This is a genomic window from Roseibium sp. QJM3NY_11, assembly GCF_056173175.1.
Window position 1 is genome coordinate 5,572,484 of the sequence record NZ_CM149660.1, and the last position, 25,834, is coordinate 5,598,317.

The window sequence follows — 25,834 nt, forward strand, 5'->3', positions numbered from 1 at the left end:
CCCGCCCGTGTCAGTCCGTATTGCCGTTGTCGCCGACATTCATCACGGCGCCCCCTCCGCCACCAAGCGCGGCGATACCGCGCTGGACCTGATGGCGGACTTCGCCCGCTTTTCCAATGACGCCAGACCGGATTTCGTCGTCGATCTCGGCGACCGCATTTCCGACATCGGCCGGGACGAGGACCTTCGCCTCGAAAGGGAAGTCGCCGAAGCCTTCAAGGCCGTCGAGGCCCCCATCCATCACATCAACGGCAACCACGACCGCGATCATCTGGAGGTCGCCGACAACGAGGCCATCCTGGGCCAGTCGATGGTGAATACGACGTTCGATGCCGGCGGCTGGCGGATCGTCCTGTGGCGCGCGGACAGCAAGATCATGCGCAAGCCGGAGCACACGGGGTTCATCCTGCGCGAGGCGGACCTTCTGTGGCTGTCGCGGGTCGCACAGACCACCGACCGCCCGCTTCTGGTCCTGAGCCATGTGCCCGTGTCCGGCCATGGCCAGACCGGCAACTATTATTTCGAACGCAATCCGTCCGCTTCCACCTATCCGATGGCCGAACGCGCCCGGGCTGCCCTTGCGCAATGCCGGTTCCCGGTCGTCTGCCTGTCTGGCCACGTCCACTGGAACACCGTCACCACCGTCGACGGCATCACCCATCTGACTCAGCAGTCGCTCACCGAGAGCTTTACCACCAGCGGCGAACCCGCGGGTGCCTTTTCCCTTCTGGAACTCGATGACACAGTCTCGTGGCAGGTCCGGGGCCGCGATCCGTTCGCCTTTTCCTTCCGGCCGACGGCCACCCGCTGGACGCCGGTGCTGCCGCCCTTCAGCCAGCACGTCGAAACGGCTGCGAAAAGACGCGGAGACCTCACATGAGCGGACCTGTCCTTGCCGTTGAGGACCTCAGGATTTCCTTCGGCACGCATGAAGCGGTCAAGGGTCTTTCCTTTGAAATCCATGCCGGCGAAACACTGGCGCTGGTCGGGGAATCCGGCTCCGGAAAATCCGCGACGGCGCTTGCGATCCTTCGCCTGATCGAGCGCGAAGGCGGCACCATCCGGTCCGGCCGGATCCTGCTGGCTGACGGCGATGCCAGCCGGGACCTGAGAGCGCTGGACGACGCGCAACTGACCCGGCTGCGCGGCAATGCGATCTCCATGGTGTTTCAGGAACCGATGACCTCGCTCAATCCGGTTCTGAAAATCGGCGATCAGGTTGCCGAGGTTTTCATCCGGCACCTGGGTCTCAGCCGCCGGGAGGCGCTGAAAGCCGCGCTGGAGGCCCTGGATCAGGTTCGCATTCCCGAACCGGTCCGACGGCTGGACCAGTACCCTCATGAGCTTTCCGGCGGCCTGCGCCAGCGCGTCATGATCGCCATGGCCCTGGCCTGCCGCCCCAGGCTGCTGATCTGCGACGAGCCGACCACGGCTCTTGACGTCACCACCCAGGCCGAGATCCTGTCGCTGATCAGGAGCCTTCAGGCAGAGATCGGCATGGGCGTCCTGTTCATCACCCACGACATGGGCGTGGTCGCGGAGATGGCGGACCGGGTGGTCGTGTTGCGGCACGGGGAGAAGGTCGAGGAAGCTGCCGTTGAGGATCTCTTCAACCGGCCGCAAGCCGCCTATTCGAAGACACTGATGGCCGCAACGCCAAAGCTGGGCACCGGCAGCAGCACGACGGCCGCGGGCACGGACATGGTGCTGGAGGTGGACAGCCTGTCGACACGGTTCGCTTCGAAATCGGGCCTGTTTTCAAAGGCCTCGGAGGGTGTTCTGGCCGTAAAGGGCGTCTCCATCAGAATCGCGCGGGGCGAGACACTCGGGCTGGTCGGGGAATCGGGCTGCGGCAAGTCCACCCTGGCGCGATCCATCCTGCGCCTGATCGAGCCGGAAAGCGGCACGGTCTTCCTGAATGGCGCGCCGCTCACGGGCGCTTCGAAAGCGGAACTCAGAAAAAGCCGCAAGCAGGCCCAGATGGTGTTCCAGGACCCCTACGCAAGCCTCAACCCACGCCTTCCCGTTCATGAACTGATCACCGAACCGGCAAGGATCCATGGGCTTGTCTCACGCGGGGAGCAGAAGGATCTCGCGGCGCAGCTCGTGGCAAGGGTTGGCCTTGAAACCGATGCCATCGATCGTTTCGCGCATCAGTTTTCCGGCGGACAGCGCCAGAGACTGTGCATTGCCCGGGCGCTGTCGGTCGAACCGAAGCTGATCATCGCCGATGAAGCCGTGTCGGCGCTCGATGTCTCGATTGCCCGCCAGATCACCGACCTGATGCTGGAACTGCAACAGCGCGACGGCCTGGCCTTCCTGTTCATCTCGCACGACATCGCCGTGGTCGAGCGCGTCAGCCACCGCATCGCGGTGATGTACAAGGGCGAGATCGTCGAGACGGGTCCTGCCGGCGAGCTGCTGGCCGCGCCCCGGCATGCCTACACAAGACGGCTCCTCTCGGCTGTCCCCTCCGGGATTCCCGTCAGGCGCCGCAAGCAGGCGGCTGGTACGTGCGTCGGCGACGCACCGGTATCGCTGTCCGCCTAGGAGACGGACCGTCGATGGCAGGGCGCGCCTTGTAGAGGCGCACGGACCTGTCATTGCCGCCTGTCAAGAGACACGGCGGGATCAGGCCGACTGCATGTCCACGGCTGCCCCGTCGAAGCGCTCCGTCGTCGCCGCAACGGCGAGGAGGCGGGCGACATCGGCCCGGCTGGCTGTCGCGGTCTTGTCGACATCGGCCCCCAGAACGACACCGTCGCTGCCGTCCTCATCCGACAGGGCGACGGGTCGCAGGATGGCGAAGTTCAGGCCCGAGGCCTTGAGATGTTCGTCGGCATCATGCTTGGCCTTGAGATAATGCGCCAGATCGCCGTCCGGATCGCTCTTGTCCGCGCCAACGGAACTCAGCATCACGAACCGTCTCACGCCGGCTTCCCGCGCCTGGTCCACAAGCTTTTGCGCCCCGTCCCGGTCGACCTTTTCGGTCATGTCCGCTCCGGTGGACCCGCCGGACCCGGCCGCGAAGACAACGGCATCCATCCCCTGGCAGACACCGGCCTGCAAGGCGGTCAGGTCGCCCTGGCGCAGGGCGACACCGTCCGGCAGCGTCTCGATATCGGACCCCGCGCGCACGAGCGCAGTCGGCGCGTGACCCTGTGCGATCAATTCGTCAATCACAAGCTGGCCGGTTTTGCCGGTTGCCCCGGCGACAAGAACATTGAAGCTCATCTGAAATTCCTTTTCGTGTTCTGGCTGTTTCTGGCAAGTTCTGGCGCTTTCTGGCGCCCCTCAGCCCGGAGGCGCCATGGGCCCGCTGGCGTCGACTGCCGCGATGTAGCCGGGCTGCTCCTGCAATCTCTTCCAATAGGCCATGAGGCGCGGAGCGGTCTTCAGGAACCCGAAGCGCTCCAGCAACGCCAGAAGGTAGGACATCTGGATATCGGCCAGGGTCAGCCCGGCGCCGCACAGGAACGGCCCGGTGTCCAGTTCTCCGGCGATGTAGGACAGGTGAAGCTCGAGAGCGGCCCTGGCGGGTTCCGGCACGTCCTGTCCCGCGAAGGCGGGCAGAATTGCAGCCAGAGCCACCTCGGCAAACGACGCCTCGACATAGTCGAGCAGGGCCTCGTGATGCCAGAACGCGGGCGTGCCGCGCTCGGGCTGATGGCCTGTGTCACCGTATTTGTCCACCAGATAGCGCAGGATCGTCGCCGATTCCGCGATCACCTGACCGTCGTCCTCGATGACCGGGGACTTGCCCAGGGGATGCAATGCGGCAAGGTCCTTCGGCGCCCGAAAGGCCTCGGTGCGGTCGTAATCGATGCGCTCGCACGGCTGACCGAGATCGTTCAACAGCCAGAGAACGCGGGTGGCGCGGGAATATTTCAGGGCATGGAGCGTGATCATGGCAGGTACACCGCCTTGACGTTGACGAATTCCTTCATGCCGAAGCCGCCATGCTCACGTCCGTAGCCGCTGTCCTTGACCCCGCCGAACGGCATGTTCGGATCCGCCGCTCCAAAGGAGTTGATGCGCACCATGCCGGTGTCGAAATGCTTGCGGGCCAGCTCCAGGGCCCGGTCCTCGTCCCTGGAGAAGATGCCGCCGCCGAGACCGTAGCGGCTGTCGTTGGCCAGCCGCATGGCGTCCTCGTCGTCCCTGGCGCGGATGACCGCGGCAACGGGGCCGAAGATCTCGTCATCATAGGCGGGCATGCCGGCTTTGACATCGCCAAGCACCGTGGCGGGATAATAGGCACCGGTGCGGCCGGGAACATTGCCGCCGCACAGGATTTTCGCGCCGTTGGCGACACTCTTGTCCACCTGGTCGCGCACCGTCTCGAACTGGTCCTGGCTGGACAGCGGGCCGAGCTGCGTCGCCTCGTCCAGCGGGTCGCCGAGGGTGATCTCCTGCATCTGCGCCACGAACGCCTCGACGAATTGATCGTAGACCTTGTCGGTGACGATGAAGCGCTTGGCCGACACGCAGGTCTCGCCGTTGTTGTAAAGCCGGCCCATGACGGAAAATTTCACCGCCGTTTCGATATCGGCATCTTCCAGCACCAGGTAGGCGTCGTTTGAGCCCAGTTCCAGCACGGTCTTCTTCAGTGCCCTGGCGGCCACACTGCCGACATGGCGACCGGCGCCGTCGCTGCCGGTGAGCGTCACACCGCGCACCTTCGGGTGTTCGATCAGCTTGTCGCTGGTGTCGTGGTCGATCAGGATCACCTGGAAGAGATCCTCCGGAAGGCCTGCCTCGATGCACAGTTCGCGCAGGCGCAGCCCCGAGCCGGTGCAGATTCTGGCATGTTTCAACACGCAGCCGTTGCCGGTCATCAGATTGGCGGCCAGCACGCGGACCGGCTGATACAGCGGGAAGTTCCAGGGCTGGATCGAATAGATGACGCCGACCGGCTGGTAGGTGACGACACCACGGCTGCCGTCGCCGTGGGTGCGCTCCTCGTCAGCGAGCACCTTCGGGCCCTGTTTGGCAGAATACTCGAAAATCGCCGCGCAGATCTCGACCTCGGTCAGGCCGTCCCTCAGCAGCTTGCCGGTCTCCGCCGTCATCAGTTCGGCCAGCTCATCCGCGTTGTCGCGCAGCTTTGCGGCAATCCTCTCCAGATACGGCGCGCGCTCGTCGTGAGACAGCCCGCGCCAGTCCTCGAACGCGGCATGGCATTTCTCGACCCGCCCGACCGCCTCGGCCTCGCTCATCATGTCGTAGGACTGTATTTCTTTCCCGGTTGCGGGATTGACGGTGGTGATCTTCGGCATGAAAGCTCCTGTGGTTCACAGGGCTAACTGCCGGAATGGCTCAAGGTTCCGGAAAAGACACGGGAACAGGTGACGAAAGACTTTTTCCGGCGCGTGCGCTCATGCCTGTGGCGACGCATAGGACACGTCCTCAATGAACCGCGGATCCGTGTGCCATTGCCAGTAGGTCCGCCTGATCGTTTCGGTGACAGGACCGACCTCGCCGTCGTTCACGTCGCGCTCGTCGATCCGGGTGACCGGCATGATGCCGCCCGCCGTGGAGGTGATGAAAACCTCGTCGGAACTGCGCAACGCCTCCGGCGACAGCGCGCCCTCGTCGACACCAAGCCGCAGTTGCTGACAGATCTCGATGACGGTGCGGCGCGTGATGCCGCGCAAGACGCCGGCGGCGGGGGTCAGCAGGGCGCCGCCGCGGACGGAAAAGACATTGAAGCCCGGACCTTCCGCGATATTGCCGGCACCGTCCAGCAACAGCGCGGTCTCGCCGCCCCGGTCGTATGCATTGAATAGGCCGCCGATCAGGTCGAGCCAATGATAGTTCTTGATATGGGGATCGACGCTGCCGGGCGGTATCCGGGTGACATCGGTTACACTCACATGCAGGCCGCGCCGCATCTGCTCGTCGCTCGCCACCGAGCCGTATGGCACCGCGAAGGCGAGAAACCTGTTGACGGCGGCTCTCGGGTCACGGCTGAAGTCGGGGGCAGCGCCACGGGTGCAGATCATTTCGACATAAGCCCGGCGATGACCCGAGAGCGCGACGCACCCATGCAGGATTTCGCGTATCTCGCCGGCGGAAACCGGCAATGTCATGCGCAGCCGCTCGACCCCGGCCAGGAACCGTTCGATATGCGCGTCGAGGCGAAAGAACGCCCCGTCCCAGACATGCACGGTGTCATAGGTCGCATCGGAATGCAGGAAGCCGTAGTCCAGAACGGAAATCTTGGCTTCAGAAACCGGAATGTACTGCCCGTCCTGCCAGGCAACACCGGCGGGATAGGGGTGAGGATCCGAATAGCTGGGGGAAAGGACAGGTTCCGGTTTCATCGGCTGGCGCTCCATTTTCCTTGACACCGGAACAGGCTAGCGCAAGAATTTGACCTGTTTTGCTCGACGTCGAATTTCCTGCCGGTTAATTTGCATCAACATCATAAATTTGGAGATGTAAATTGCCCACTTCCCTCGACCAGATCGACCGGAAGATCCTGTCCATCGTGCAGCAGGACGCCCGGCTGTCCGCAGACGCGCTTGCCGACCGGGTCGGCGCGTCGCGCTCCTCGGTTCAACGGCGCCTGAAACGGCTCAACGAGACCGGCGTCATCGAGCGCGAGGTCGCGCAGCTTAATCCCGGAAAAATCGATGCACGGATGACCTTCGTCGTCGAGGTCGAACTGGAGCGGGAGCGCGTCGACCTGCTGGACGACTTCAGACGGTCGATAATGGCCCTGGAGGAAGTGCAGCAGTGCTACTACATCACCGGCGACGCCGATTTCATCCTGATCGTTCTGGCAAGGGACATGCAGGACTACGACCGCTTTTCGCGTCAGGTCTTCGTCGAGAACCCCAATATCCGCCGGTTCGCAACATCGGTGGTCGTGGACCGGGTGAAGACGAGCCTTCAGGTGCCGCTGGCGGACTGAGAGGCTGCGGCGTGACACACGTCCAATTTCAAGGGAAATTATCCCGAAGGAGAAGGAATGGTGGAGCCAAGGGGAGACGCTTGTCGGCTTATTTTCTTTCATTTTTTCAGTAGCTTACACATACCACTCGCCCATCTCTGTGTCACCCCACTGTAGCAGTGTTCTCCTTCGGGTTGGCGGGTTGGCGGGTTGGCGGGTTGCAGCGTTGCGCTTGGCAGATCGTCTGAAAAATACTATCTGCAGAACTATCTGTACAGATAACTTCCAGAAAGGACGTGCAATGGGACTGACGATCACCGCCGAGAAAGCTGAACGTATTGCCGATGGCGTCTGGCAACTTGAGATGTCGCCACATGAAGTCCGCCTCTTCGGAGCGGGCGCAAAGACCGTTGGGCCACGCAGCGTGCTTCTCTTGAAGAACTACAAGTTCGATGAGGGGGTATCAGCTCTCTCATTCGACCTCGAAGATGCGATTGCCCTAAATGTAGGGACGCAATCCGAAGCCATTGCTGTTTCGGCCATCGTTCAACCGCCCGCCGACAACACAGCCGCCGGAAGCCCTGTTAGCGGAGTTGCTTTCGGTCCCGGAGACCAAGAGTTCCTGTCGTTGGCAAAAGAGCTACTCAACCCGCCTATGTCAAAGGCTGCTGTGGCACTGCTCTCGGCGGTCCGTGAACGCTCGGTAGGTGACCTCAAGCGTGGCAAGGCGAGGAACTTCTCAGATACTCCCGACAATTTCTGGTATGTTATCATCCAACCCCAAATCCAGCAGCTGTCCATCACCGTGCGTGGAACAGTGGATCATTTCGAGCCTGTTGCCGACCTTCCGATCAAGGATGACCGTGGAAACACCCTCTTCAAGGTGACAAGCGAAAGGGATGTTCCCGCTGCTCTCAGAATGATCTTCCATGCGAAGAGGAAGCATCCTCTCTGATAGCTCTGGACTGCGATGGTCCTGTCGCGGTTTGATGCCGCTCCTTTGATAGCATTTACTGCAACAAAGGAGACTTACTATGGGACCGAAACGGACGGACGAATTCCGCCAGGATGAACCGCCCCGGGTTTACCTGAGAGATTTTGTTTCAAAGATTAGGCGACCTTATCAAGGGCGCTTGAGTTTCGAAAGAAGGCCTCCTCCGCTTTCGCATGGGGTTGAGTATCCGATGGCGCTGTGGAGCCGCTCGGTGTTGTACCAAGAGACCCATTTCAGGGTTTCCCATTCGATCTGGCCCTCTGATTTCCAAGGGCCGAACAGGTTGATGACTTCCGTCTTGAACAGACCGATGATGTTTTCCGCCAGGGCGTTGTCATAGCTGTCGCCAACGCTTCCGACCGATGCGTCGATGCCGGTCTCCGCCAGCCGTTCCGAGTAGCGGATCGACAGATATTGACTGCCCCGGTCGGAGTGGTGGATCAGCCCGCCGGCCTGGTTCTGGCGCCTTTGGCAGATGGCCTGGTTCAAGGCATCGAGCACGAAGCCTGTGGACATAGAGGTGGAGACTCGCCAGCCAACGATTTTGCGGGCAAAGACGTTGATGACGAAGGCCACATAGACCATTCCCTGCCATGTCGAACAATAGGTGAAATCCGAAACCCAGAGCTGGTTCGGGGCTGTGGCCGTGAAGTTCCGGTTGACCTTGTCCAGCGGACAAGGCATGGCCGGATCCGGTGTCGTTGTCTTCTTCTTTCCACGCGTGACGCCTTGCAAGCCAAGCCCCTTCATCAAGCGCTCCACGGTGCAGCGGGCAATGTCCCAGCCCTCGCGGTGCAGTTGACGCCAAATCTTGCGGGCTCCATAGCGCCCCTTGCTCATCTCATGGACGCGCAGGATCTCCCGGGCATCCGCATCGTCTTTCTTCGCGCGGGCCGAAGCCAGATCCGGATCACGGGCAGCGGCGGCATGCGAATAGTAGCTCGATGAGGCGATCGGCAAAACGCGGCAGATCGGCTCGACCCCAAAGGCTTCACGGTACTCTTCGATGAACGTGATCATTTGCGGAACGGGCGGTCGAGTTCCGCTTGGGCAAAATAAGCAGACGCCTTCTTCAGGATCTCGTTGGCCTGGCGAAGCTCCCGGTTCTCCCGCTCAAGAGCCTTGATCTGGGCCTTGTCCTCGCTGGTGGGCCCTGCGCGTTCGCCCGCATCACGGGCGGCCTGGACACACCACGCACGCAGGCTGTCCTTGGAGCAGCAGAGCTTCGACGCAATGGCACGATAGGCGGCGTTGTCGCTGTCATAGTCCCTGCGGTGGTCGCGAAAAAGCCGAACGCCGCGCTCGCGAAACTCTGCCGTATATCTCGGGGGAACTGTCTTCTGATCCATAACGGGTATCCTGTGAGAGTTTTACTCTCCGGTAAACCCGGGGCGGTTCAATTTCGCGAGGCCGGGTCCAGCTTGAGATCAATCCCCTCCCAAGACAGCACGTCTTCAGCTTCGGAGCGATGGAAGACATCCTGCTTCCCGCGAGATAAATTGAAGCGATTGTGACGGTCAGTATCCTCGACAAGCTCCTCCCACTCTTCAAAGGTGGGTCGTGGATTGAACTGCAAGGGCGATGTTAAGACGCGCTCATCGCCATCGGTCTCAAATTCCTCGAAGCCTTCGAGCCGAACCTCCTCATCCTCTTCCAGAAGATGATGCAGGTAGACCGCCTTAATCGTGGCAATCTGTTCGGGCGTCAACTCTTGCAGCGCAGGTTCCTGTTGCCGCGCCAGCTTAAGCCGATGCGCATCAAACCTCTTGTCCACCTCAACGGCAGCAATACGCACCCGGCGAACGGCCTCAGCGTGGTCTCGTGTTTTCAGCGAGAAGGTCTCTTCGCGCTTACCGTATGTGGCAACGATGTCTTGGGGAACGGCTGCGCGGTGGTAGTAGACGGCTCCGCGACGATACAGACGGGTATGCCCGGGCATCTTCTCAGGGGTCCTCACTGTAACACCTCAGCGTAACAGTCCCCGGAAAACACCATTGCAGATCAGTAAGTTACTGTTTTCTTTTGAAGAAAAGAGGAATGGTGGAGCCAAGGGGAATCGAACCCCTGACCTCTTCGCTGCCAGCGAAGCGCTCTCCCAGCTGAGCTATGGCCCCATGTTCCGTAACCGGCCGGCTTGGGTTCCGGCGTCGATGGAGGCGGAACATAGTCACACCTCCAGGCAAGATCAAGCAGAAAATGGAACGAAATTTCCCGTCTGCCCCGGAAAACAACAGGCAGGGAAAATACCCTGCCTGATCAGTCTCTTAGCGATCGGCGTCGTCGTCGGATCCGACGCGGATGCCCGGAACGGACTCTTCGTCCTCGTCCTCGTCGTCGATGAACACGTCGTCACTGCCGCTGGCGTCGTCCTCATCTTCTTCCAGCTCGACTTCGCCGCCTTCAAGGTCAGGCACGTCGTCGCCTTCAGCTTCCGCGTCCGCCTCCTCAAGGGTGACGATTTCCGGAGCAGCAGCGTCTTGCTCCTCCTCTTCCTCGTCCTCCTGGGCCTTTTCCTCCACCTTGGCCGCTTTCGCAGCCCGGCTCGTCATGACCGTCTCGAACACGGTGCCGCATTTCGGGCAGGTCACCGGTTCCCGGTTGAGATCGTAATATTTCGAGCCGCAGCCCGGACACAGCCGCTTCGTGCCTAGTTCAGGTTTTGCCACTGTGCTCACCCTCTTAAAGTTATTAGCCGACTTGAATTAGTGGGCAGCCCCATAGCCTTCGGAGGTTTCCCTGTCAAAGACAAATCGGAGAAAAAAGTTACAGGGACCATTGTTCTGCATGTTGCGCACCAAATTTCAAGCGTCACGCAATGCCTTTCCCACACTCCCTGCATCCAGCGGTGCATTTTATGCCCTCCCGCCCGGATCTGTGGCCGGTTTGCGGAGCCATCGGCGATGCGCGGCAAGGACCCGCGCCCGAATGAGCATCCGAATGCCCGCCTGTATGCCTGTCCGGATGACCTTCCAGGCAGCCGTTCGGCTGGCCGCCGGTGCGGATCGGCGCAAAAATCCGTCCCTGCGGGAAATGCGGGTGTCAATGGATGACGCAGCCGCATCCGCGTGATAGGACGTGTCACCTTTTGACAACCGATCCTAGTTGCGGACATTCAAATGTCACACGATACCGCGCCGCATGGCGCATCCGGGCCGCTCACATCGCGTATGGGCAGCCCCCTGACCGGCACGATCCGCGTGCCCGGCGACAAATCCATTTCCCACAGATCGCTGATGTTCGGCGCGCTCGCCGTCGGGCGCACCACCGTCAAGGGCCTCCTGGAATCGGAGGACGTGCTGGCCACGGCCGATGCCATGCGGGCCGTCGGCGCCACCATCGAGACACAGGCCGACGGCAGCTATACCGTCGACGGCATCGGGCTGGGCAGCCTGCTGGAGCCCGAGCATGTCATCGATTTCGGCAACGCGGGCACCGGCGTGCGCCTGACCATGGGCATTTTCGGCAGCCACAACATTGCCGCCACCTTTGTCGGCGACGCCTCCCTGTCCAAACGGCCGATGGGCCGGGTGCTGACCCCCTTGCGCGACATGGGCACAAACGTGATCGCGCGGGACGGCGACAGGCTGCCGGCTTCTATTCGCGGACCGGAGCTGGCCCTACCGCTGACCTACCGCGTGCCGATGCCCTCCGCCCAGGTGAAATCCGCCGTGCTGCTGGCCGGCCTCAATGCGCCGGGCGAAACCACGGTGATCGAGCCGATCCCGACCCGGGACCATACCGAAAGAATGCTCAAGGGCTTCGGCGCCGACATATCGGTCACACTGAACGACGCGGGCGAGCGGGTGATCCGGCTCAAGGGCCAGCCGGAGCTGAAACCACAGGATATCGATGTTCCCGGCGATCCGTCCTCCGCTGGCTTTCCGGTGGTTGCCGCCCTGATCGTGCCGGGCTCCGACGTGACCATCGGCAATGTGCTTCTCAACGAACACCGCACCGGGCTGATCACCACGCTCATCGAGATGGGCGGGGATATCGAGATCGTCAACCGGCGCGAGACCGGCGGCGAGGAGGTCGGTGACCTGCGTGTCAGGGCCAGCCGTCTGAAGGGCGTCACCGTGCCGGCGGAACGGGCACCGTCGATGATCGACGAGTATCCCGTGCTGGCGGTTGCCGCCGCCTTTGCCACGGGAGACACGTTCATGCCGGGCCTTGAAGAGTTGCGCGTCAAGGAATCGGATCGTCTGGCGGCCGTGGCGCGGGGCCTTGAGGCCAACGGCGTTCCCTGCCGCGAAACCGAAGACACACTCACCGTCACCGGCGGGGCCAACGCCATCGGCGGCGGCACGGTTGTCACCCACCTCGACCACCGCATCGCCATGTCGTTCCTGGTGCTGGGCATGGCCGCGCACAAGCCGGTGACCATCGACGACGGCGCCGTGATCGCCACGAGCTTCCCGGATTTCACCGAATTGTTCGAGGGACTGGGCGCACAAGTCGCCGCCAACGCCAGCGAGGCCGCATGATCATCGCAATCGACGGGCCGGCCGCGTCCGGCAAGGGCACCCTGTCACGGCGGCTGGCGGACCATTTCGGCCTCCGGCATCTGGATACGGGGCTGACCTACCGGGCCGTGGCTGCCGCCCTTCTTGTCAAGGGCCTGCCGCTCGGCGACGAAACCATCGCCATCGACATCGCCCGCCATCTCGATCTCGCGCAGATGGACAAATCCGTTCTGTCCGCGCATGAAATCGGCGAAGCGGCTTCCCGGATCGCCGTTCTCGGCGGCCTGCGCAAGGAGCTGGTCGAGCTGCAGCGCCGGTTCGCCCGGGTTCCTCCGGGCGCGGTTCTGGACGGCCGCGACATCGGCACGGTGGTGTGCCCGGATGCTACCGTCAAGCTGTTCGTGACCGCGTCTTCCGAGGCGCGCGCGCGGCGCCGCACCGACGAAATGCTGTCCAAGGGCCAGGAGGCCGTTTACGCCTCCGTTCTGGACGATCTGAAGCGCCGGGACGAGCGCGACAGCCAGCGAACCGTGGCTCCGATGAAACAAGCTGACGATGCGGTCTTGCTTGATACGACAGAAATGGATATAGAGACCGCGTTCCAGGCGGCTGTGGATATCGTCTCCCGCGCCAGGGATGCCTGAGAGGATCTGGGGTTCACCATCGGTGCGCCCCTGTTCGTGCATCCGGAACGCTTGCCGGCCTTGAGGCCGGCGGTTCTTTTTAAAGAACAAACCGAATTTCGGCAGGGCGCTCCTGATTTGCGTCCTGTGACGAGACCGGATTTTCCGGCTCCCGCCCCGCCGGCCCGTTTCCTGGAGGAACGGAAGGATCAGCGAAAATCGCAGTCCCGGGAGACTGAAGGTCCGGAGTGCAACACCAACCCGCCGGCGGCGCGCCAACTGGCGCCAGGAGAAACATTTGTCTGATTTCAATCCCTCCATCGAGGATTTTGCGACTCTTCTCGAGGAGTCCTTCGTCCATAACGACCTTTACGAAGGTGCCGTTGTCAAAGGCACCGTCGTCGCCATCGAAAAAGACCTGGCCGTCATCGACGTCGGCCTGAAAGTTGAAGGCCGCGTGCCGCTGAAGGAATTCGGCGCCAAGGGCCGCGACGGCGAAATGGGTGTCGGCGACGAAGTCGAAGTTTACCTGGAGCGTGTCGAAAACGCGCTCGGCGAAGCTGTTCTGTCGCGCGAAAAAGCTCGCCGCGAAGAAAGCTGGGTCCGCCTCGAAGTTGCGTTCGAAGCCGGCGAGAAGGTCAATGGACAGATCTTCAACCAGGTCAAGGGCGGCTTCACCGTCGACCTGGACGGCGCCGTTGCCTTCCTGCCGCGTTCGCAGGTCGATATCCGTCCGGTCCGCGACGTGACCCCGCTGATGCATACGCCGCAGCCGTTCCAGATCCTGAAGATGGACAAGCGCCGCGGCAACATCGTCGTGTCCCGCCGTGTCGTTCTGGAAGAAACCCGCGCCGAACAGCGTTCGGAACTGGTCCAGAGCCTGGAAGAAGGTCATACCGTGGAAGGTGTGGTCAAGAACATCACCGACTACGGTGCGTTCGTCGACCTTGGCGGCATCGATGGCCTGTTGCACGTCACCGACATCGCGTGGCGCCGCATCAACCATCCGTCGGAAGTTCTCACCATCGGCCAGACGGTCAAGGTGCAGATCATCCGCGTCAACCAGGAAACGCATCGCATCAGCCTGGGCATGAAGCAGCTCGAAACCGATCCGTGGGACGGTATCGAAGCCAAGTACCCGATCGACGCCAAGTTCACCGGCCGCGTGACCAACATCACCGACTATGGTGCCTTCGTCGAACTGGAGCCGGGCATCGAAGGCCTGATCCACGTTTCGGAAATGTCCTGGACCAAGAAGAACGTTCATCCGGGCAAGATCGTTTCCACTTCCCAGGAAGTTGAAGTGATGATCCTGGAAGTCGATCCGGTCAAGCGCCGCATCTCGCTCGGTCTCAAGCAGACCCTGCAGAACCCGTGGGATGCCTTTGCCGAGCAGTTCCCGACCGGCACCGAAGTCGAAGGCGAAGTCAAGAACAAGACCGAATTCGGCCTGTTCATCGGCCTCGACGGCGACGTGGACGGCATGGTTCACCTGTCCGACCTCGACTGGAACCGTCCGGGCGAGCAGGTCATCGAAGAGTTCAAGAAGGGCGACATGGTCAAGGCCGTCGTTCTGGACGTTGATGTCGACAAGGAGCGTATCTCGCTTGGCATCAAGCAGCTCTCCGGCGACCCGATGGACTCCGGTGCAGCCGGTGAACTTCGCAAGAACTCCGTCGTGACCTGTGAAGTCATCGAAGTCAAGGATGCCGGTCTGGACGTCAAGATCGCTGACAGCGACCTGACAGCGTTCCTCCGCCGCACGGACATCAGCCGTGACCGCGAAGAACAGCGTCCGGAAAGATACTCCGTCGGCGACAAGTTCGATGCCCGCATCACCCAGTTCGACAAGAAGACCCGCCGGGTCACCGTGTCGATCAAGGCTCTGGAAATCGCCGAAGAGAAGGAAGCCGTCGCACAGTACGGTTCCTCCGACAGCGGCGCCTCCCTCGGCGACATCCTCGGTGCGGCTCTGAAGCAGCAGTCCGACGACTGATCAATCTGAGCGTCATCAGATCGAAAAACGCGAAAGCCCGGCAGCGATGCCGGGCTTTTTTTTCATTTCGGCAGGCGCAATCCCGTTGTGTCCCTTGAAACCCAAGCACCTCCTTCGCGACTGTCCTCCCTGACGTTTCACACGGCCGCAGCATGCTCCCGCCCTGCCCCTTGGCGACTCCCCCGGCAAGCGCAGCGCGACCGGGGGGCCATTCGTTCGCAGAGCGGTTGGAACGGCTGATGCGGTTGCCGCGCGGTGGCTGGATCAGGCGTGCTGCCGGGTGGCAACGTGGGATGGGTCCCCGATCAAGTCGGAGAAGGCACTGCAGGGTGTGGCGGGGGCACGGTTCCGGAAGGACCCTGGGGGAGAAGGGGAAGGCCTTGGGGAGAGGGGGAAGGCGCTGCGGGGGTGGCCGGGCCGCGGTTCCGAAAGGATGCTGAGCGGAGCGGTGTTCCGTCTTTTCCGCCATCCTCCCGGGTGCCCTCACAGGCTGGCCCTTGGAGGGCACACGGCCCATGCTCCCTTGCCCTGCACTGGTTTTGCGTTCCCGCTCAGGCCGTCTTCAGGCCGTAATTGGCAACCGCGCCCAGGACGCTGTCGATTTCGCTGTCTGAGAGAATATGCGGCGTGCCGATGCTGCGGCTGAGGATATAGGCGCGGGCGAGCACTTCCAGTTCTTCCAGGCGCCAGAGGCCCTTGTCGAGCGTCTCGCCGGCAACCACGGCGCCGTGGTTCGCCATCAGGCAGCCATGGCGGTCGCGCATGGCGGCGACCACGTTGTCCGCCAGTTCCTCGCTGCCGAACAGGGCGTAACCGGCCAGTGGCACGGTGTTGCCGCCGAACAGCGCGATCATGTAGTGGCAGGCCGGTATTTCCTCCCGGTTGATGGAGAGCGCCGTGCAATGCACCGGATGGGCGTGAACGATGGCGTTCATCTCCGGCTTTGCCCGCAGCAACGCCAGATGGAACTGCCATTCCGTCGACGGCGGCAGCGGTCCTTCCGGCGCACCCTTGCCGTCAAGCGGCAGGGACACCAGCATGTCCGGCGTCATCCGGTCATAGGCAACACCTGAGGGCGTGATGAGCATCCGGTCGCCGGCCCGGGCCGAAATGTTGCCCGAGGTGCCCTGATTGATCCCCCGGCGGTTCATGTCCCGGCAGGCGTCGATGATCGCCTGCCTGAGGTCCGGTGTGTCCTGATAGAGTGTATTCGGCATGATTTCAGGCGAGCTCCAGCATTTCGGCGGCGGTTTGCGAGCAGGTGGCGACATGGGTGGCGTAGCCGCCCCGGATGGCGGCCAGCATGGGCCTTGCCCGGGCGGGGCCGGATCCGACCAGAAGCCCCATGTCCTTGTTTTTCATCTGGTCCAGGGTCACGGCGATCATGCGGTCCTCGATGTTCCGCCTGACGCCTGTGCCCTTGTGATCGATCAGCCGGCCGCAGATGACGCCAACGGCGCCCTTGCCGGCGCAGGCGTCCACGTCGGACCGGTCGAGCAGCCCTGCATGGACGACGTGGCTGTCGGCGGTGCAGGTGCCGCATGCAAACAGGGTCTTGTTGCAGTCGGCGACCGCGTCGAGCTGTTCCCGGATCACCGGTTCCTGCTTGAGACGGTCGACAAGCTGTTTGTCCGACAGGAGAAGCGGGACGTGAAGATTGATGCAATGGGCGCCGTAGCGGCGCGCCAGCGTGGCCGAGCAGGTTTCCGCCGCAAAACCGAGCGCGGCGGGCCGCGACCCGACAAGCTGCACGACGGTCAGCCCTTCCATGGGGACACGGGGTGCGGCTTCCGCGACCCGGTAGACGGTCTCGCCCCAGGCCACCCCGAGGCGATCGCCCGGCTCCAGCAGGCTGGGAAGCCAGTCCGACACCACCCGGGTCACCCGGTCGAGCGACTGGTCCGCGCCGTCAGGCGAGGACGGCACGACGACGGCATCGCGCAGAGCGAACCGGTCCACCAGTTTGCGGGCCAATTCCTGGTCACGGAAGATGTCATGATCGAGCGTGATGCGGACATAGTCCCGCCGCCGCGCCTCGGACAGGTAATTGACCACGGTCGCGCGCGAGATGCCGAGCCGTTCGGCAATCTCGTTCTGGTTCATGCCTTCCTGGTAGTAGCACCAGGTCACCTCGATGATCGCCTCGTCCTGGGACCGGGCGCGGGCGACGGTTTTCGCGTCACCCGACCGGGATTTGCCCGGACCCGGCGTCATGCGCTCTTTTCGAGATTGGCAAGATCCGGAAACAGGCCCGCAAGCCCTTCCGCGCTCGCCTCGCAGACGCCACGTTCGGTGATCAGGCCTGTCACGAGGTGGTTCGGTGTCACGTCGAAGGCCGGGTTGCCGCCGGGGGTCCCGGGCGGTGTCACCTGGACCTGGCCGATGGAGCCCTGCTCTGTAAGCCCCTGGATGTGCGTGACTTCCCGTTCATTGCGTTCCTCGATCGGGATTTCGACGACGCCGTTGTCGACCGTCCAGTCGATGGTCGGCGACGGCAATGCCACATAGAAAGGCACGTCGTTCGCCTTTGCCGCCAGCGCCTTCAGGTAGGTGCCGATCTTGTTGCAGACGTTGCCCCGGCGGGTGGTGCGGTCGGTTCCGACGATGACCATGTCGACAAGGCCGTGCTGCATCAGATGGCCACCGGCATTGTCGGTGATGTAGGTGTGCGCAATGCCGTGGCTGCCGAGTTCCCACGAGGTCAGCGCGCCCTGGTTCCGCGGACGGGTCTCGTCCACCCAGACATGGATCGGCACGCCGGCATCATGGGCATGATACATCGGGCTGGTTGCCGTGCCCCAGTCGACTGTCGCGATCCAGCCGGCGTTGCAATGGGTCAGCAAACGCACAGGTTCGCCATCCTTCTTGGCCGCGGCGATCCTGCGGATGATCTCAAGGCCGTTGAGACCGATCTGCCGATTGATCTCGACGTCCTCGTCGGAAATCTCGTGAGCGAGTTTCAGGGCGGCGTCGGCGCGCGCGCCTTCAGGCAGAGCCTTCAGCAGCGTTCTGCAGCGGTTGAGTGCCCAGCGCAGGTTGATCGCCGTCGGGCGCGTCCGGTCGAGCGTGTCCCAGGCCCGGTCAAGATGCGCGTCGGACGGGTCGAGCCGGGCAGCCAGGGCCATGCCGTAGGCGGCGGTCGCACCGATCAGCGGCGCGCCACGCACGCGCATTTCCACGATCGCGTCGGCGAATTTTTCGAGTGTATCGACCTGCTCGATCCGGAATTCGTGCGGCAGCCAGCGTTGATCGATGATCTGCAGGGCGGCCTTGCTGTCATCCCACCAGAGGGAGCGGTAATGGGTGCCGTTGACCTTCATGGAACATCCTTTGCGTTGAATTGGCGGGCCAGATCGAGAAGCATCCCGTTCGTGCCGATCTCCTCGGCCCGCAGAAGCAGTTCGGCCCCCATCAGGAGATTGCGCGTTTCGAGCCGGCGCTTGAGAGTTTCGTCGCCTATGTCCTCGAAATCCGCGTTGTGGGCCAGTGAAAGCGTTCGCCGGAGCATCTCGATACCGCAAAATCCGAGGGCATCGGAGCGGATTTCCGCCAGCAGCTCGCTGCAAGCCTCCACCGACGACTGCCCCTGATCCTCGAACAGGGCAGCCGGATACAGCATTCCGGTGCGCTCAGCGGACCAGAGCGTCCTGAATTCGGCTTCGAAGGCGGTGAGAACCTCCTCGATGACCGTGAGGATCCAGTCCTGATAGGACCGGAGAGCCGATGTCTCGCGATGCGCCGGCTGGCTGAAATAGGCCATCAGGAAATTGGCGACAAGCATGCCGACATCGAAGCCGATGGGACCGTATTGAACGAATTCCGGATCGATGACCTTGCTCTCAGCTTCCGTCGACATGATCGAGCCGCTGTGCAGGTCGCCGTGAAGCATCGTCTCGGTGTTGGAAGCGAACTTCATCAGCATGCGCTGCGCCCGTGCCTTCAGATGCGGGTTCGCGCGCAGGTCCGCCACCACCGGATCGAGGCCCGGCGTGTGGTGGTTCATCTTGGCGTCGTAATAGGGATCGGTGAACACCAGCGCTTCGGTGATGGCCGGGATCTCGACATTGCCGGAAAACAGGCCGACATCCTTTTTCTTGTCGGCGCTCTTCAGGGAAAGCTCCGAACCGCGGAACGCCGTGCGGGCACAGAAGCGTCCCAGAAAACCGCCGAGACCCGCGACCTTCTCGCCGTCGATCAGCTTGCGCCGCAGGATCTTGTGGGGCGACAGAAACTCCATCACGATCAGCGCCTGGGCCTCGTCGAAATGATAGATTTGCGGGACGGAGCCCGGATCACGTTCCGCCTGTCGGACCAGCGCATGGTTCTCGTAATAGGCGCGATAGAGTGGCAGCGGCCAGCTGTCCCCGACCAGGCGCACATAGGGCAGCGCCTGCTTGACGATCACCGTGCCCACCGGCCCTTCCACGATGAAAACCAGGTTCAGGTTGCCGTCGCCGACCTCTTTCACCGTCCATCGCGCCGGGTCCTCGCCGACGCGTGCGGCAACGACGGGCACTGCCGACAGACGGCCGCCAAGCTCTTCAGGGGTTAGGGGGCGATAGAGATCCGGTGTGTTCATCTTGCTGCACTTTCCTCCCGATTTTTCTCGAATAAAGGTCAAGATTATTCAAAAGTCAACTCAGTTGACAAAAGGCTATTCACCGTGCTGTAACGATTGCAGCGAGAGAGGAGCTCGTCAAAAATTGGGAGGAAAGGTGAAAGACATCACCTGCAAATTGACCGGTCTGGAGAAATCCTTCGGACGCAATCACGTGCTGCGCGGGATCGATCTGGACCTGCGCGCGGGTGAGGTCACGGCCCTGATGGGCGCGAACGGCGCCGGCAAATCGACGCTGGTCAAGATCCTGTGCGGCTACCATTTCGCGGATTCGGGCAGGCTCGAACTGAACGGTGCCCCCTATGCGCCGGTGGATGCTGCCGATGCCATTTCCAAGGGTGTCGTCACCGTGCACCAGTCCATCGACGACGGTGTCATTCCCGATCTCGACGTTGCCACCAACCTGACCCTCGACCGCCTGACCGAGCCGGGTGTCGGCCTGTTCGTCAACGACCGCAAACTGCGCCGTCAGGCCCGCGCGGTCGCCGAGAGCATGGGTCTGACGATGGACGTGCGCACCCGTGTCGCGGATCTCGACGTCGCCGACCGTCAGATGATCGCGATCGCCCGGGCGATGGCAAGATCACCGAAGCTCCTGATCCTGGACGAACCGACATCGTCCCTGTCCGCGTCCGAGGCGGAGAGGCTGTTCGCCCTGATCGACAGGCTGAGGGCGGACGGCGTCGCGATATTGTACATTTCCCATCGCATGTCCGACATCCGCCGGGTGGCGGACCGGATCGTCTCCATGCGCGACGGCGCCGTTTCGGGCCTCTTCGACACGGAGCCGCTCGATTATGTCGGCGCGGTCAATGCCATGCTCGGCCACCAGATGACCGAAGTGGATATCGATCCGGTCAAGGGCGGCGAAGCCGTTCTTCAAGCCAGAGAGCTGCGGTTGTTCGAGGACAGCCCGCCAATCAACTTCACGGCCGGGGAAGGCGAGGTCATCGCGTTCACCGGACTTCTGGGCAGCGGCACCACCGAACTCGCCGAGGTTCTTTTCGGCCTTGCCGAACCGGCGGGCGGCGTTCTGTTTCTCGACGGCAAGGCCTACCGCCCGACAAGTGCCACGGAGGCCGTTGCCAGCGGCGTGTTCATGTCGCCAAAAGACCGCAGCGTGAACGCGGTGATCGCGGATTTCGACATCGCCGACAACATGACACTGCCCTTCCTGAAGGCCTTCAGCCGGTTCTCGTTCCTGAACGAGCGCGCCCAGCGGCGGGCCAGCAGCGAGATGATCGACAGGATTGGCGTCAAGTGTCAGAGCGACCGGGACGGCATCGGCACACTCTCGGGCGGCAATCAGCAGAAAGTCATGATCGGCCGCTGGCTGCTGAAGGCTTCGCGGGTGCTCCTGCTTGACGAGCCGTTTCAGGGCGTGGACATCGGCGCCCGGCGGGACATCGGACACTATATCCGCCAGACAGCCGCCGGCCGGACGACGCTTGTCTTTGTCGCCGAAATCGACGAGGCCCTCGAAATCGCGGACCGGATCATCGTCCTCAACGAGGCCATGATCGCCGGTGAATACGTCAACAGGGACGTGGACCTGAACAAGCTGGTCACGGCCGTCTCCGGCCCCGTCCGGGCGCCGGCTCCAGACAATCTGCCTTCTCCGTCCCAAAATCAGAACCAGGCAATGGCATGACATCAAACGACACCTCCAGGACCGCACTCGAGCTGGCCATCCGCTACGGTTTCATCGTGCTGTTGTGCGGACTTGCGGTCTTCTTCAGCATCTATGCCAGCGGTTTTGCCAGCGCCCGGTCGGCGGTGTTCATTTTCCAGTCGGTGGCCATCACCGGCATTCTGGCCCTGGGCGTGACCTGCACGCTGGTTGTCGGCGGTTTCGACCTGTCGATCGGCTCGGTCGCGACCTCCGCGCTGATGCTGTCCGCCTATACCATGGTGATCCTGGAACAATCAGCGTTCGTGGCCGTCTTCGTGTGCCTTGCCATGGGCGCCCTTGTCGGGCTGATCAACGGGCTTCTGATCGTGAAGATGCGCGTGCCCGACCTTCTGGCGACGCTCGGCATGATGTTCCTGCTGATCGGCCTGCAGCGCATTCCGACCCAGGGCAATTCCATCGCGACCGGCATGAATCTGTCGGACGGGTCGGTTGCCGAAGGCACCTTTTCCGCTGCCTTCCTGTGGCTGGGCCGGCACCGGTTCGATCTCTTTCTGGACCGGCTGCTGCCGGTTCCCGTGGTTCTCTTCCTGCTGATCGCCCTGATCATCTGGCTGTTTCTCGGCTACACGCGCCACGGCCGGCTGATGTATGCCATCGGCTCCAACGAGCGCGCCGCCGGTCTGGTCGGCACCAATGTGCACCGCTACAAGATCGTCGCCTACATGATCTCCGGCATGCTCGCCTCGGTCGGCGGCATCCTGCTCGCTGCGCGGCTCGGCCGCGGCGACATCGCGTCTGGCAACAACCTTCTGCTCGACAGCGTCGCCGCCGCCCTGATCGGTTTCGCGGTACTGGGCGCGGCCCGTCCGAACGCGTTCGGGACGGCGGCGGGCGCCCTCTTTGTCGGCATTCTTCTCCAGGGGCTGACCATGATGAACGCCCCTTATTACATGCAGGACTTCGTCAAGGGCGCCGTGCTTGTCGCCGCCCTTGTCTTTACGTTCTACCTGTCCTCGCGGCGCGGCGGCAGGAGAACAGCGTGACGCCGGAAAGGCGCCCGTTCAAAAAATGGGAGGATACACAATGTTGAGACGTGAATTCATGAAGCTCGCGGTTGCTGCCGGGCTGGGACTGTCGGGCAGTGGTGTTGCGCTTGCCGCTGACATGCCGGCCCCGTTCGACAAGCCCGAGGATGTGAAGATCGCGCTGGTGCGCTACCTGTCCACCGGCGACTTCTTCCAGTCGTATCTTTCAGGCGTCGAAAAGCAGGCCGAAGCCCTCGGCGTGGACCTGCGCGTGCTGGACAGCCGGCAGGATGCCGCCCTCCAGGCCGATATGGTCGATCAGGCGATTGCCCTCGGCGTCGACGGCATCATCATCCAGCACGGACTGACGGAATCCATGAAACCCGCCGCCCAGCGCGCGGTCGAGGCCGGCATCAAGGTCGTCGCCTTCGACGTCAACGTCGAAACCGATGCCATTCCGCAGGTCGAGCAGTCCGATTATCTTCTCGGCAAGCTGGCCCTGGAACAGGCCATCAAGGATAATGGCGACAGCTTCACCGCAGGCTATGTCTATGTGCCGGGCATTGCCCCGCTCGACCGGCGCGACGTCGCCTGGAAGGAAGTCAAGGAAGCCAATGTCGGCATCAAGGAAGCGGCCATGTTCGGCACGCTCGACAATCCGATCGCCAATTCCGTCGCCAACCAGGCGCGCTCCGTGCTGCAGGCCAACCCGACGATTTCCGTCGTCTTTGCCCCTTACGACGAATTCGCCAAGGGCGTGAAGATTGCCGTCGACGAGGCCGGTCTCAGCCAGGACATCAAGATCTACTCCGCCGATGTCTCGACCGCGGATATCTCCGCCATGCGCGAGCCGGACAGTGCCTGGGCCGCAACGGTCGCGACCAACCCGGCCGTTGTCGGTGAAGTCAGCGTGCGCACGCTCGCCCTGATGCTTGCCGGTGAAGACCCGGGCAAGCAGGTCGTCGTTCCGCCGACACTGATCACCCAGGACTTCCTGAACGAGCAGGACGTGAAGAACATGGCCGAGCTTGGCGAGAAAATGCCACAGTTCCAGCACGCGGATGTCTCCACCGCCGAATGGATCCCGCTGCCCGGACGCTGACCCACCAGCCGTCCCGTTGAATGGCGGCACCGGATGAGACACAAACCTTCGAAAGCCCGGCAGCGATGCCGGGCTTTTTGATAACAAGCTCCTGTAGGCAATCTTGTGGAACGCACCGCACGCCTGCGCACCTCCTTCACGACTGCAAATCCCGGACACGGCGCATTGGCACCCTCAGCCTCTCCCCCACCGACTCCCCCGGCAAGCGCAGCGCGACCGGGGGTCCAATCGTTCGCAGAGCGGTCGGAACGGCTTGAGTGACTGCCGACACATACTTTAAATTGTTTTTTCCTGGTATATAGTACCCTTGATAGAAATTTTACCTTTTGAGACCTGCATCGGATCTGGCCGGGCACATGGCTCGTGTTTCGGAAAAAACGGCGCCTCAGGGTGTCTCTCCAAGGTTCGGAACGAGAGATGCAGACGCGGCAAATTCGATAGAGTTCAGAGTTCCAATGAGAAAGATCGTCATTGTCGGAGGTGGCGCAACCGGATGGATGGCGGCGGCATACCTTCAGCGGTTTCATCCGGAGTGCTCCCTCACGCTGATCGAGTCGCCGGATGTTCCGCCGCTCGGGGTCGGTGAATCGCTGAATGCCATTTCACGGCGGTTCAATCATGCCCTTGGACTGGACGAGCGTGAGTTCCTGCGCGCTGTCGACGGCACATTCAAGACCGGCATCGACTTTCATCACTTCAATCATCGGGGCGGGCGCTTTTTTCATCCCTTCGGCAAACCCGACCAGGCCCATGCGGCATCACCCGGCGCGGACGCCCTTTACCGGACCATGCATCTGTGCCGCGAAAACCGGTTCGATCCCCACCTTCAGGCCCACGGGTACCACGTGTGCGCGACACGGTACGGCGCGTATCTGCGCTCGATCGCGACAGCGCGCGGTGTGCGCCATGTCAGGAAACGGGTCGAGGCAATCGAGCGGACGGCGAACCGGATCAGGAGCGTCGAAGGCTTCGAAGCGGATCTCTTCATTGATTGCACCGGCTTCCGGTCCCTGCTTCTGGGCAACACGCTGAACATCGAATACCTGCCCGCCGGCGACCGGCTCGACAACGACAGCGCGGTTGCCGTGCGTCTGCCCTACAACAACCGGACCAGGGCACTGCCACCCTATACACGCTGCACTGCGCTGGAGGCGGGATGGGTTTGGGAAATTCCACTCTGGTCCCGACTGGGCGCAGGCTACTGCTTCAGTTCGCGCCACATGGACTACGAGGCCGCGCAAGACCGGCTCCTGGCGCATCTTGGAGTGTCCTCTTCGGATGATGTCGAGGTCATGCGGGTGCCGTTCCGCCATGGCCGGCACATGCGTGCGCATACCGGCAATTGCGTTGCTCTCGGCAATGCCTTCGGTTTTATCGAGCCGCTGGAATCAACCGGGATTTCCCTGACCCAGGCAAACATCATGCTGCTTGCCGCACGCCTTGATGACCTGGACACGTGGAACGATATCTGCTGCCGCAGATATGACACCACCGTCGACTTCATCTTTGTCCATTACCGGCTCAGCGGACGGCGCGACACCGCCTATTGGCGGGAGGTTCAAAACAAACCTCTCAGCCCGGCGCTGCAGGCCATTCTGGAGAATTCCGGCAAGGCCGATTACAGCAACATCGAGCAGGATCCCGGCCATTTCTACCGGCCGCGGAACTGGGACATCATCCTGTCCGGCATGGGCCATTTCGGATCCGGACACAGTGGCCCGCAAGACACGGCGAGCGTCGGCATACCTCACCACCTGACCTATCTAGAAGAGCATATTCACAATGGACAAGTCCCTGACAGCTGAAGCCCCCGACCTGAGGTTTGTCGATCTGCGGAACATCGAAGACGTGCCGCTGTTGCATTTCGACTGGCAGAATTCCGAAACGCTTCATGCTCTGGCCGATCTTGTGCTTGCCAGGGAGGCGGAGATCCTGGGCCTGCCGGTCAGCGCGGACTGGGACGGGCGTCACCCGGAACTCACGTCATCCCACTATGCCAACTACAACCTTCTGAGCTTCGCAGATCCCGCTTTCGGCCGTCTTGCCGGGACAATCCGCAGCGCCGTTCGATCTGCCATCGAGCGCCTGCAGCAAAAAAACCGGCCGGTCTATGTTCAGTGCTGGGCGAATGTCCTTCGCAATGGCCAGCACCTGCCCAAACATGCTCACAGCTACCCCTTGCACGGACACATAACCATCCAGACCGACGGCAGCGTGACGCTTTACGGGACCGATGAGCCCGTCGCCCTGGCGAACCGGCCCGGTGAAGTCACGGTGTTCGGTCGGCCGGGTCTCGTCCACACTGTCCCGGCGTACCAGGGGCGGGTTCCGCGCATTTCGATCGCCTTCGACCTCCTTCCCCGCAACTGGGTCGAGGCGGATCCGCGCTGGAAAAAAAGGTTTCAGGAGCGGTCCTTCATTCCGTTCGACATCGATGACGGCCCCGCCTTGTCGCAAGGTCTCCGGGATACAGGCCCGTAAA

The 25,834-nt window shown here is 62.4% G+C and carries 23 protein-coding genes, 1 tRNA gene and 1 other annotated feature; of the genes, 12 read left to right on the top strand and 12 right to left on the bottom strand.

What is annotated here, in order from left to right:
* Positions 1-7 precede the first annotated feature (7 nt).
* A complete protein-coding gene (locus tag AC0VX3_RS25510; RefSeq protein ID WP_475522864.1) occupies positions 8-880 on the top strand; it encodes a metallophosphoesterase family protein in 873 nt (290 codons plus the stop codon).
* A complete protein-coding gene (locus AC0VX3_RS25515; RefSeq protein ID WP_475522865.1) occupies positions 877-2,550 on the top strand; it encodes an ABC transporter ATP-binding protein in 1,674 nt (557 codons plus the stop codon). Before AC0VX3_RS25510 ends, AC0VX3_RS25515 begins: the two co-directional genes overlap by 4 nt.
* Positions 2,551-2,631: 81 nt before the next feature.
* Here the strand turns inward: AC0VX3_RS25515 and AC0VX3_RS25520 are convergent, their stop codons facing one another.
* From AC0VX3_RS25520 to AC0VX3_RS25535, 4 genes are all read right to left on the bottom strand, one after another.
* Positions 2,632-3,234 carry an SDR family oxidoreductase gene (locus AC0VX3_RS25520; protein WP_475522866.1) on the bottom strand — a complete coding sequence of 201 codons (603 nt, stop codon included), beginning with the start codon at positions 3,232-3,234 and terminating at the stop codon, positions 2,632-2,634.
* A 60-nt stretch (positions 3,235-3,294) separates the two neighbouring features.
* Positions 3,295-3,909, bottom strand: coding sequence for a glutathione S-transferase family protein (locus AC0VX3_RS25525; protein WP_475522867.1), 615 nt, complete (start codon positions 3,907-3,909; stop codon positions 3,295-3,297).
* Positions 3,906-5,279, bottom strand: coding sequence for an NAD-dependent succinate-semialdehyde dehydrogenase (locus AC0VX3_RS25530; RefSeq protein ID WP_475522868.1), 1,374 nt, complete (start codon positions 5,277-5,279; stop codon positions 3,906-3,908). The genes AC0VX3_RS25525 and AC0VX3_RS25530 overlap by 4 nt, the downstream gene beginning before the upstream one ends.
* A 99-nt stretch (positions 5,280-5,378) precedes the next feature.
* Entirely contained in the window at positions 5,379-6,326 is a 948-nt protein-coding gene (locus AC0VX3_RS25535) for an aminotransferase class IV (protein WP_475522869.1), read from the bottom strand.
* 122 nt (positions 6,327-6,448) lie between these two features.
* Here AC0VX3_RS25535 and AC0VX3_RS25540 point away from each other — a divergent pair, with 122 nt between their 5' ends.
* Positions 6,449-6,919 (top strand): Lrp/AsnC family transcriptional regulator, encoded by a 471-nt coding sequence (locus AC0VX3_RS25540; protein WP_342891525.1) that lies wholly within the window; start codon positions 6,449-6,451, stop codon positions 6,917-6,919.
* A 280-nt stretch (positions 6,920-7,199) separates the two neighbouring features.
* Complete coding sequence (locus AC0VX3_RS25545) at positions 7,200-7,853, top strand: hypothetical protein (protein WP_475522870.1); 654 nt, start codon at positions 7,200-7,202, stop codon at positions 7,851-7,853.
* A gap of 168 nt (positions 7,854-8,021) precedes the next feature.
* Here AC0VX3_RS25545 and AC0VX3_RS25550 read toward each other — a convergent pair.
* The 4 genes from AC0VX3_RS25550 to AC0VX3_RS25565 all read right to left on the bottom strand — a co-directional run bounded on the left by AC0VX3_RS25550 (position 8,022) and on the right by AC0VX3_RS25565 (position 10,558).
* A protein-coding gene (locus AC0VX3_RS25550) for an IS3 family transposase (RefSeq protein ID WP_475522871.1) occupies positions 8,022-9,241 on the bottom strand; the annotation gives its coding sequence in 2 pieces (ribosomal slippage) (positions 8,022-8,947 and positions 8,947-9,241; 1,221 coding nt in all).
* Positions 8,838-8,954: a sequence feature (AL1L pseudoknot), on the bottom strand. Its footprint overlaps the gene before it by 117 nt.
* Before the next feature lie 47 nt (positions 9,242-9,288).
* Positions 9,289-9,831 (bottom strand): DUF6538 domain-containing protein, encoded by a 543-nt coding sequence (locus AC0VX3_RS25555; protein ID WP_475522872.1) that lies wholly within the window; start codon positions 9,829-9,831, stop codon positions 9,289-9,291.
* Positions 9,832-9,930: 99 nt separating this feature from the next.
* A tRNA-Ala gene (locus tag AC0VX3_RS25560) sits at positions 9,931-10,006 on the bottom strand.
* Between the two features lie 150 nt (positions 10,007-10,156).
* Positions 10,157-10,558, bottom strand: a complete 402-nt coding sequence (locus AC0VX3_RS25565) for a TIGR02300 family protein (RefSeq protein ID WP_475522873.1) — start codon at positions 10,556-10,558, stop codon at positions 10,157-10,159.
* A gap of 450 nt (positions 10,559-11,008) precedes the next feature.
* On the opposite strand from AC0VX3_RS25565, the gene aroA reads away from it, so the two are divergent.
* The 3 genes from aroA to rpsA all read left to right on the top strand — a co-directional run bounded on the left by aroA (position 11,009) and on the right by rpsA (position 14,974).
* Positions 11,009-12,376: a 3-phosphoshikimate 1-carboxyvinyltransferase gene (gene aroA / locus AC0VX3_RS25570; protein WP_475522874.1), complete on the top strand. Its 1,368-nt coding sequence runs from the start codon at positions 11,009-11,011 to the stop codon at positions 12,374-12,376.
* Positions 12,373-12,999, top strand: coding sequence for a (d)CMP kinase (gene cmk, locus AC0VX3_RS25575; protein ID WP_348146297.1), 627 nt, complete (start codon positions 12,373-12,375; stop codon positions 12,997-12,999). Before aroA ends, cmk begins: the two co-directional genes overlap by 4 nt.
* A 277-nt stretch (positions 13,000-13,276) precedes the next feature.
* Entirely contained in the window at positions 13,277-14,974 is a 1,698-nt protein-coding gene (gene rpsA, locus AC0VX3_RS25580) for a 30S ribosomal protein S1 (protein WP_348146300.1), read from the top strand.
* Between the two features lie 551 nt (positions 14,975-15,525).
* On the opposite strand, the gene AC0VX3_RS25585 is transcribed toward rpsA, so the two are convergent.
* The 4 genes from AC0VX3_RS25585 to mtnK are packed head-to-tail and all read right to left on the bottom strand — an operon-like array spanning position 15,526 to position 19,553.
* Complete coding sequence (locus tag AC0VX3_RS25585) at positions 15,526-16,191, bottom strand: class II aldolase/adducin family protein (RefSeq protein WP_475522875.1); 666 nt, start codon at positions 16,189-16,191, stop codon at positions 15,526-15,528.
* Between the two features lie 4 nt (positions 16,192-16,195).
* A complete protein-coding gene (locus tag AC0VX3_RS25590; RefSeq protein WP_475522876.1) occupies positions 16,196-17,188 on the bottom strand; it encodes a sugar-binding transcriptional regulator in 993 nt (330 codons plus the stop codon).
* Positions 17,185-18,294 carry an S-methyl-5-thioribose-1-phosphate isomerase gene (mtnA, locus tag AC0VX3_RS25595; RefSeq protein WP_475522877.1) on the bottom strand — a complete coding sequence of 370 codons (1,110 nt, stop codon included), beginning with the start codon at positions 18,292-18,294 and terminating at the stop codon, positions 17,185-17,187. Before mtnA ends, AC0VX3_RS25590 begins: the two co-directional genes overlap by 4 nt.
* A complete protein-coding gene (gene mtnK / locus AC0VX3_RS25600; protein ID WP_475522878.1) occupies positions 18,291-19,553 on the bottom strand; it encodes an S-methyl-5-thioribose kinase in 1,263 nt (420 codons plus the stop codon). Before mtnK ends, mtnA begins: the two co-directional genes overlap by 4 nt.
* A 136-nt stretch (positions 19,554-19,689) precedes the next feature.
* Between mtnK and AC0VX3_RS25605 the strand changes: the two genes are divergently transcribed.
* The 5 genes from AC0VX3_RS25605 (at position 19,690) to AC0VX3_RS25625 (ending at position 25,833) form a co-directional block, all read left to right on the top strand.
* Entirely contained in the window at positions 19,690-21,243 is a 1,554-nt protein-coding gene (locus AC0VX3_RS25605; protein WP_475522879.1) for a sugar ABC transporter ATP-binding protein, read from the top strand.
* Positions 21,240-22,268 carry an ABC transporter permease gene (locus AC0VX3_RS25610; protein WP_475522880.1) on the top strand — a complete coding sequence of 343 codons (1,029 nt, stop codon included), beginning with the start codon at positions 21,240-21,242 and terminating at the stop codon, positions 22,266-22,268. The genes AC0VX3_RS25605 and AC0VX3_RS25610 overlap by 4 nt, the downstream gene beginning before the upstream one ends.
* Before the next feature lie 58 nt (positions 22,269-22,326).
* Complete coding sequence (locus AC0VX3_RS25615; protein WP_475525249.1) at positions 22,327-23,352, top strand: substrate-binding domain-containing protein; 1,026 nt, start codon at positions 22,327-22,329, stop codon at positions 23,350-23,352.
* Between the two features lie 455 nt (positions 23,353-23,807).
* Positions 23,808-25,157 carry a tryptophan halogenase family protein gene (locus AC0VX3_RS25620; protein WP_475522881.1) on the top strand — a complete coding sequence of 450 codons (1,350 nt, stop codon included), beginning with the start codon at positions 23,808-23,810 and terminating at the stop codon, positions 25,155-25,157.
* Positions 25,135-25,833 carry a 2OG-Fe(II) oxygenase family protein gene (locus AC0VX3_RS25625; protein WP_475522882.1) on the top strand — a complete coding sequence of 233 codons (699 nt, stop codon included), beginning with the start codon at positions 25,135-25,137 and terminating at the stop codon, positions 25,831-25,833. The genes AC0VX3_RS25620 and AC0VX3_RS25625 overlap by 23 nt, the downstream gene beginning before the upstream one ends.
* Position 25,834: the final 1 nt, after the last annotated feature.

Coding starts and splice junctions, on each gene's coding strand:
- AC0VX3_RS25515 (WP_475522865.1), top strand. CDS start 877: ATGAGCGGACCTGTCCTTGCCGTTGAGGACCTCAGGATTTCCTTCGGC.
- AC0VX3_RS25520 (WP_475522866.1), bottom strand. CDS start 3,234: ATGAGCTTCAATGTTCTTGTCGCCGGGGCAACCGGCAAAACCGGCCAG.
- AC0VX3_RS25525 (WP_475522867.1), bottom strand. CDS start 3,909: ATGATCACGCTCCATGCCCTGAAATATTCCCGCGCCACCCGCGTTCTC.
- AC0VX3_RS25530 (WP_475522868.1), bottom strand. CDS start 5,279: ATGCCGAAGATCACCACCGTCAATCCCGCAACCGGGAAAGAAATACAG.
- AC0VX3_RS25535 (WP_475522869.1), bottom strand. CDS start 6,326: ATGAAACCGGAACCTGTCCTTTCCCCCAGCTATTCGGATCCTCACCCC.
- AC0VX3_RS25545 (WP_475522870.1), top strand. CDS start 7,200: ATGGGACTGACGATCACCGCCGAGAAAGCTGAACGTATTGCCGATGGC.
- AC0VX3_RS25555 (WP_475522872.1), bottom strand. CDS start 9,831: ATGCCCGGGCATACCCGTCTGTATCGTCGCGGAGCCGTCTACTACCAC.
- aroA (WP_475522874.1), top strand. CDS start 11,009: ATGTCACACGATACCGCGCCGCATGGCGCATCCGGGCCGCTCACATCG.
- cmk (WP_348146297.1), top strand. CDS start 12,373: ATGATCATCGCAATCGACGGGCCGGCCGCGTCCGGCAAGGGCACCCTG.
- AC0VX3_RS25585 (WP_475522875.1), bottom strand. CDS start 16,191: ATGCCGAATACACTCTATCAGGACACACCGGACCTCAGGCAGGCGATC.
- AC0VX3_RS25590 (WP_475522876.1), bottom strand. CDS start 17,188: ATGACGCCGGGTCCGGGCAAATCCCGGTCGGGTGACGCGAAAACCGTC.
- mtnA (WP_475522877.1), bottom strand. CDS start 18,294: ATGAAGGTCAACGGCACCCATTACCGCTCCCTCTGGTGGGATGACAGC.
- mtnK (WP_475522878.1), bottom strand. CDS start 19,553: ATGAACACACCGGATCTCTATCGCCCCCTAACCCCTGAAGAGCTTGGC.
- AC0VX3_RS25610 (WP_475522880.1), top strand. CDS start 21,240: ATGACATCAAACGACACCTCCAGGACCGCACTCGAGCTGGCCATCCGC.
- AC0VX3_RS25615 (WP_475525249.1), top strand. CDS start 22,327: ATGAAGCTCGCGGTTGCTGCCGGGCTGGGACTGTCGGGCAGTGGTGTT.
- AC0VX3_RS25620 (WP_475522881.1), top strand. CDS start 23,808: ATGAGAAAGATCGTCATTGTCGGAGGTGGCGCAACCGGATGGATGGCG.
- AC0VX3_RS25625 (WP_475522882.1), top strand. CDS start 25,135: ATGGACAAGTCCCTGACAGCTGAAGCCCCCGACCTGAGGTTTGTCGAT.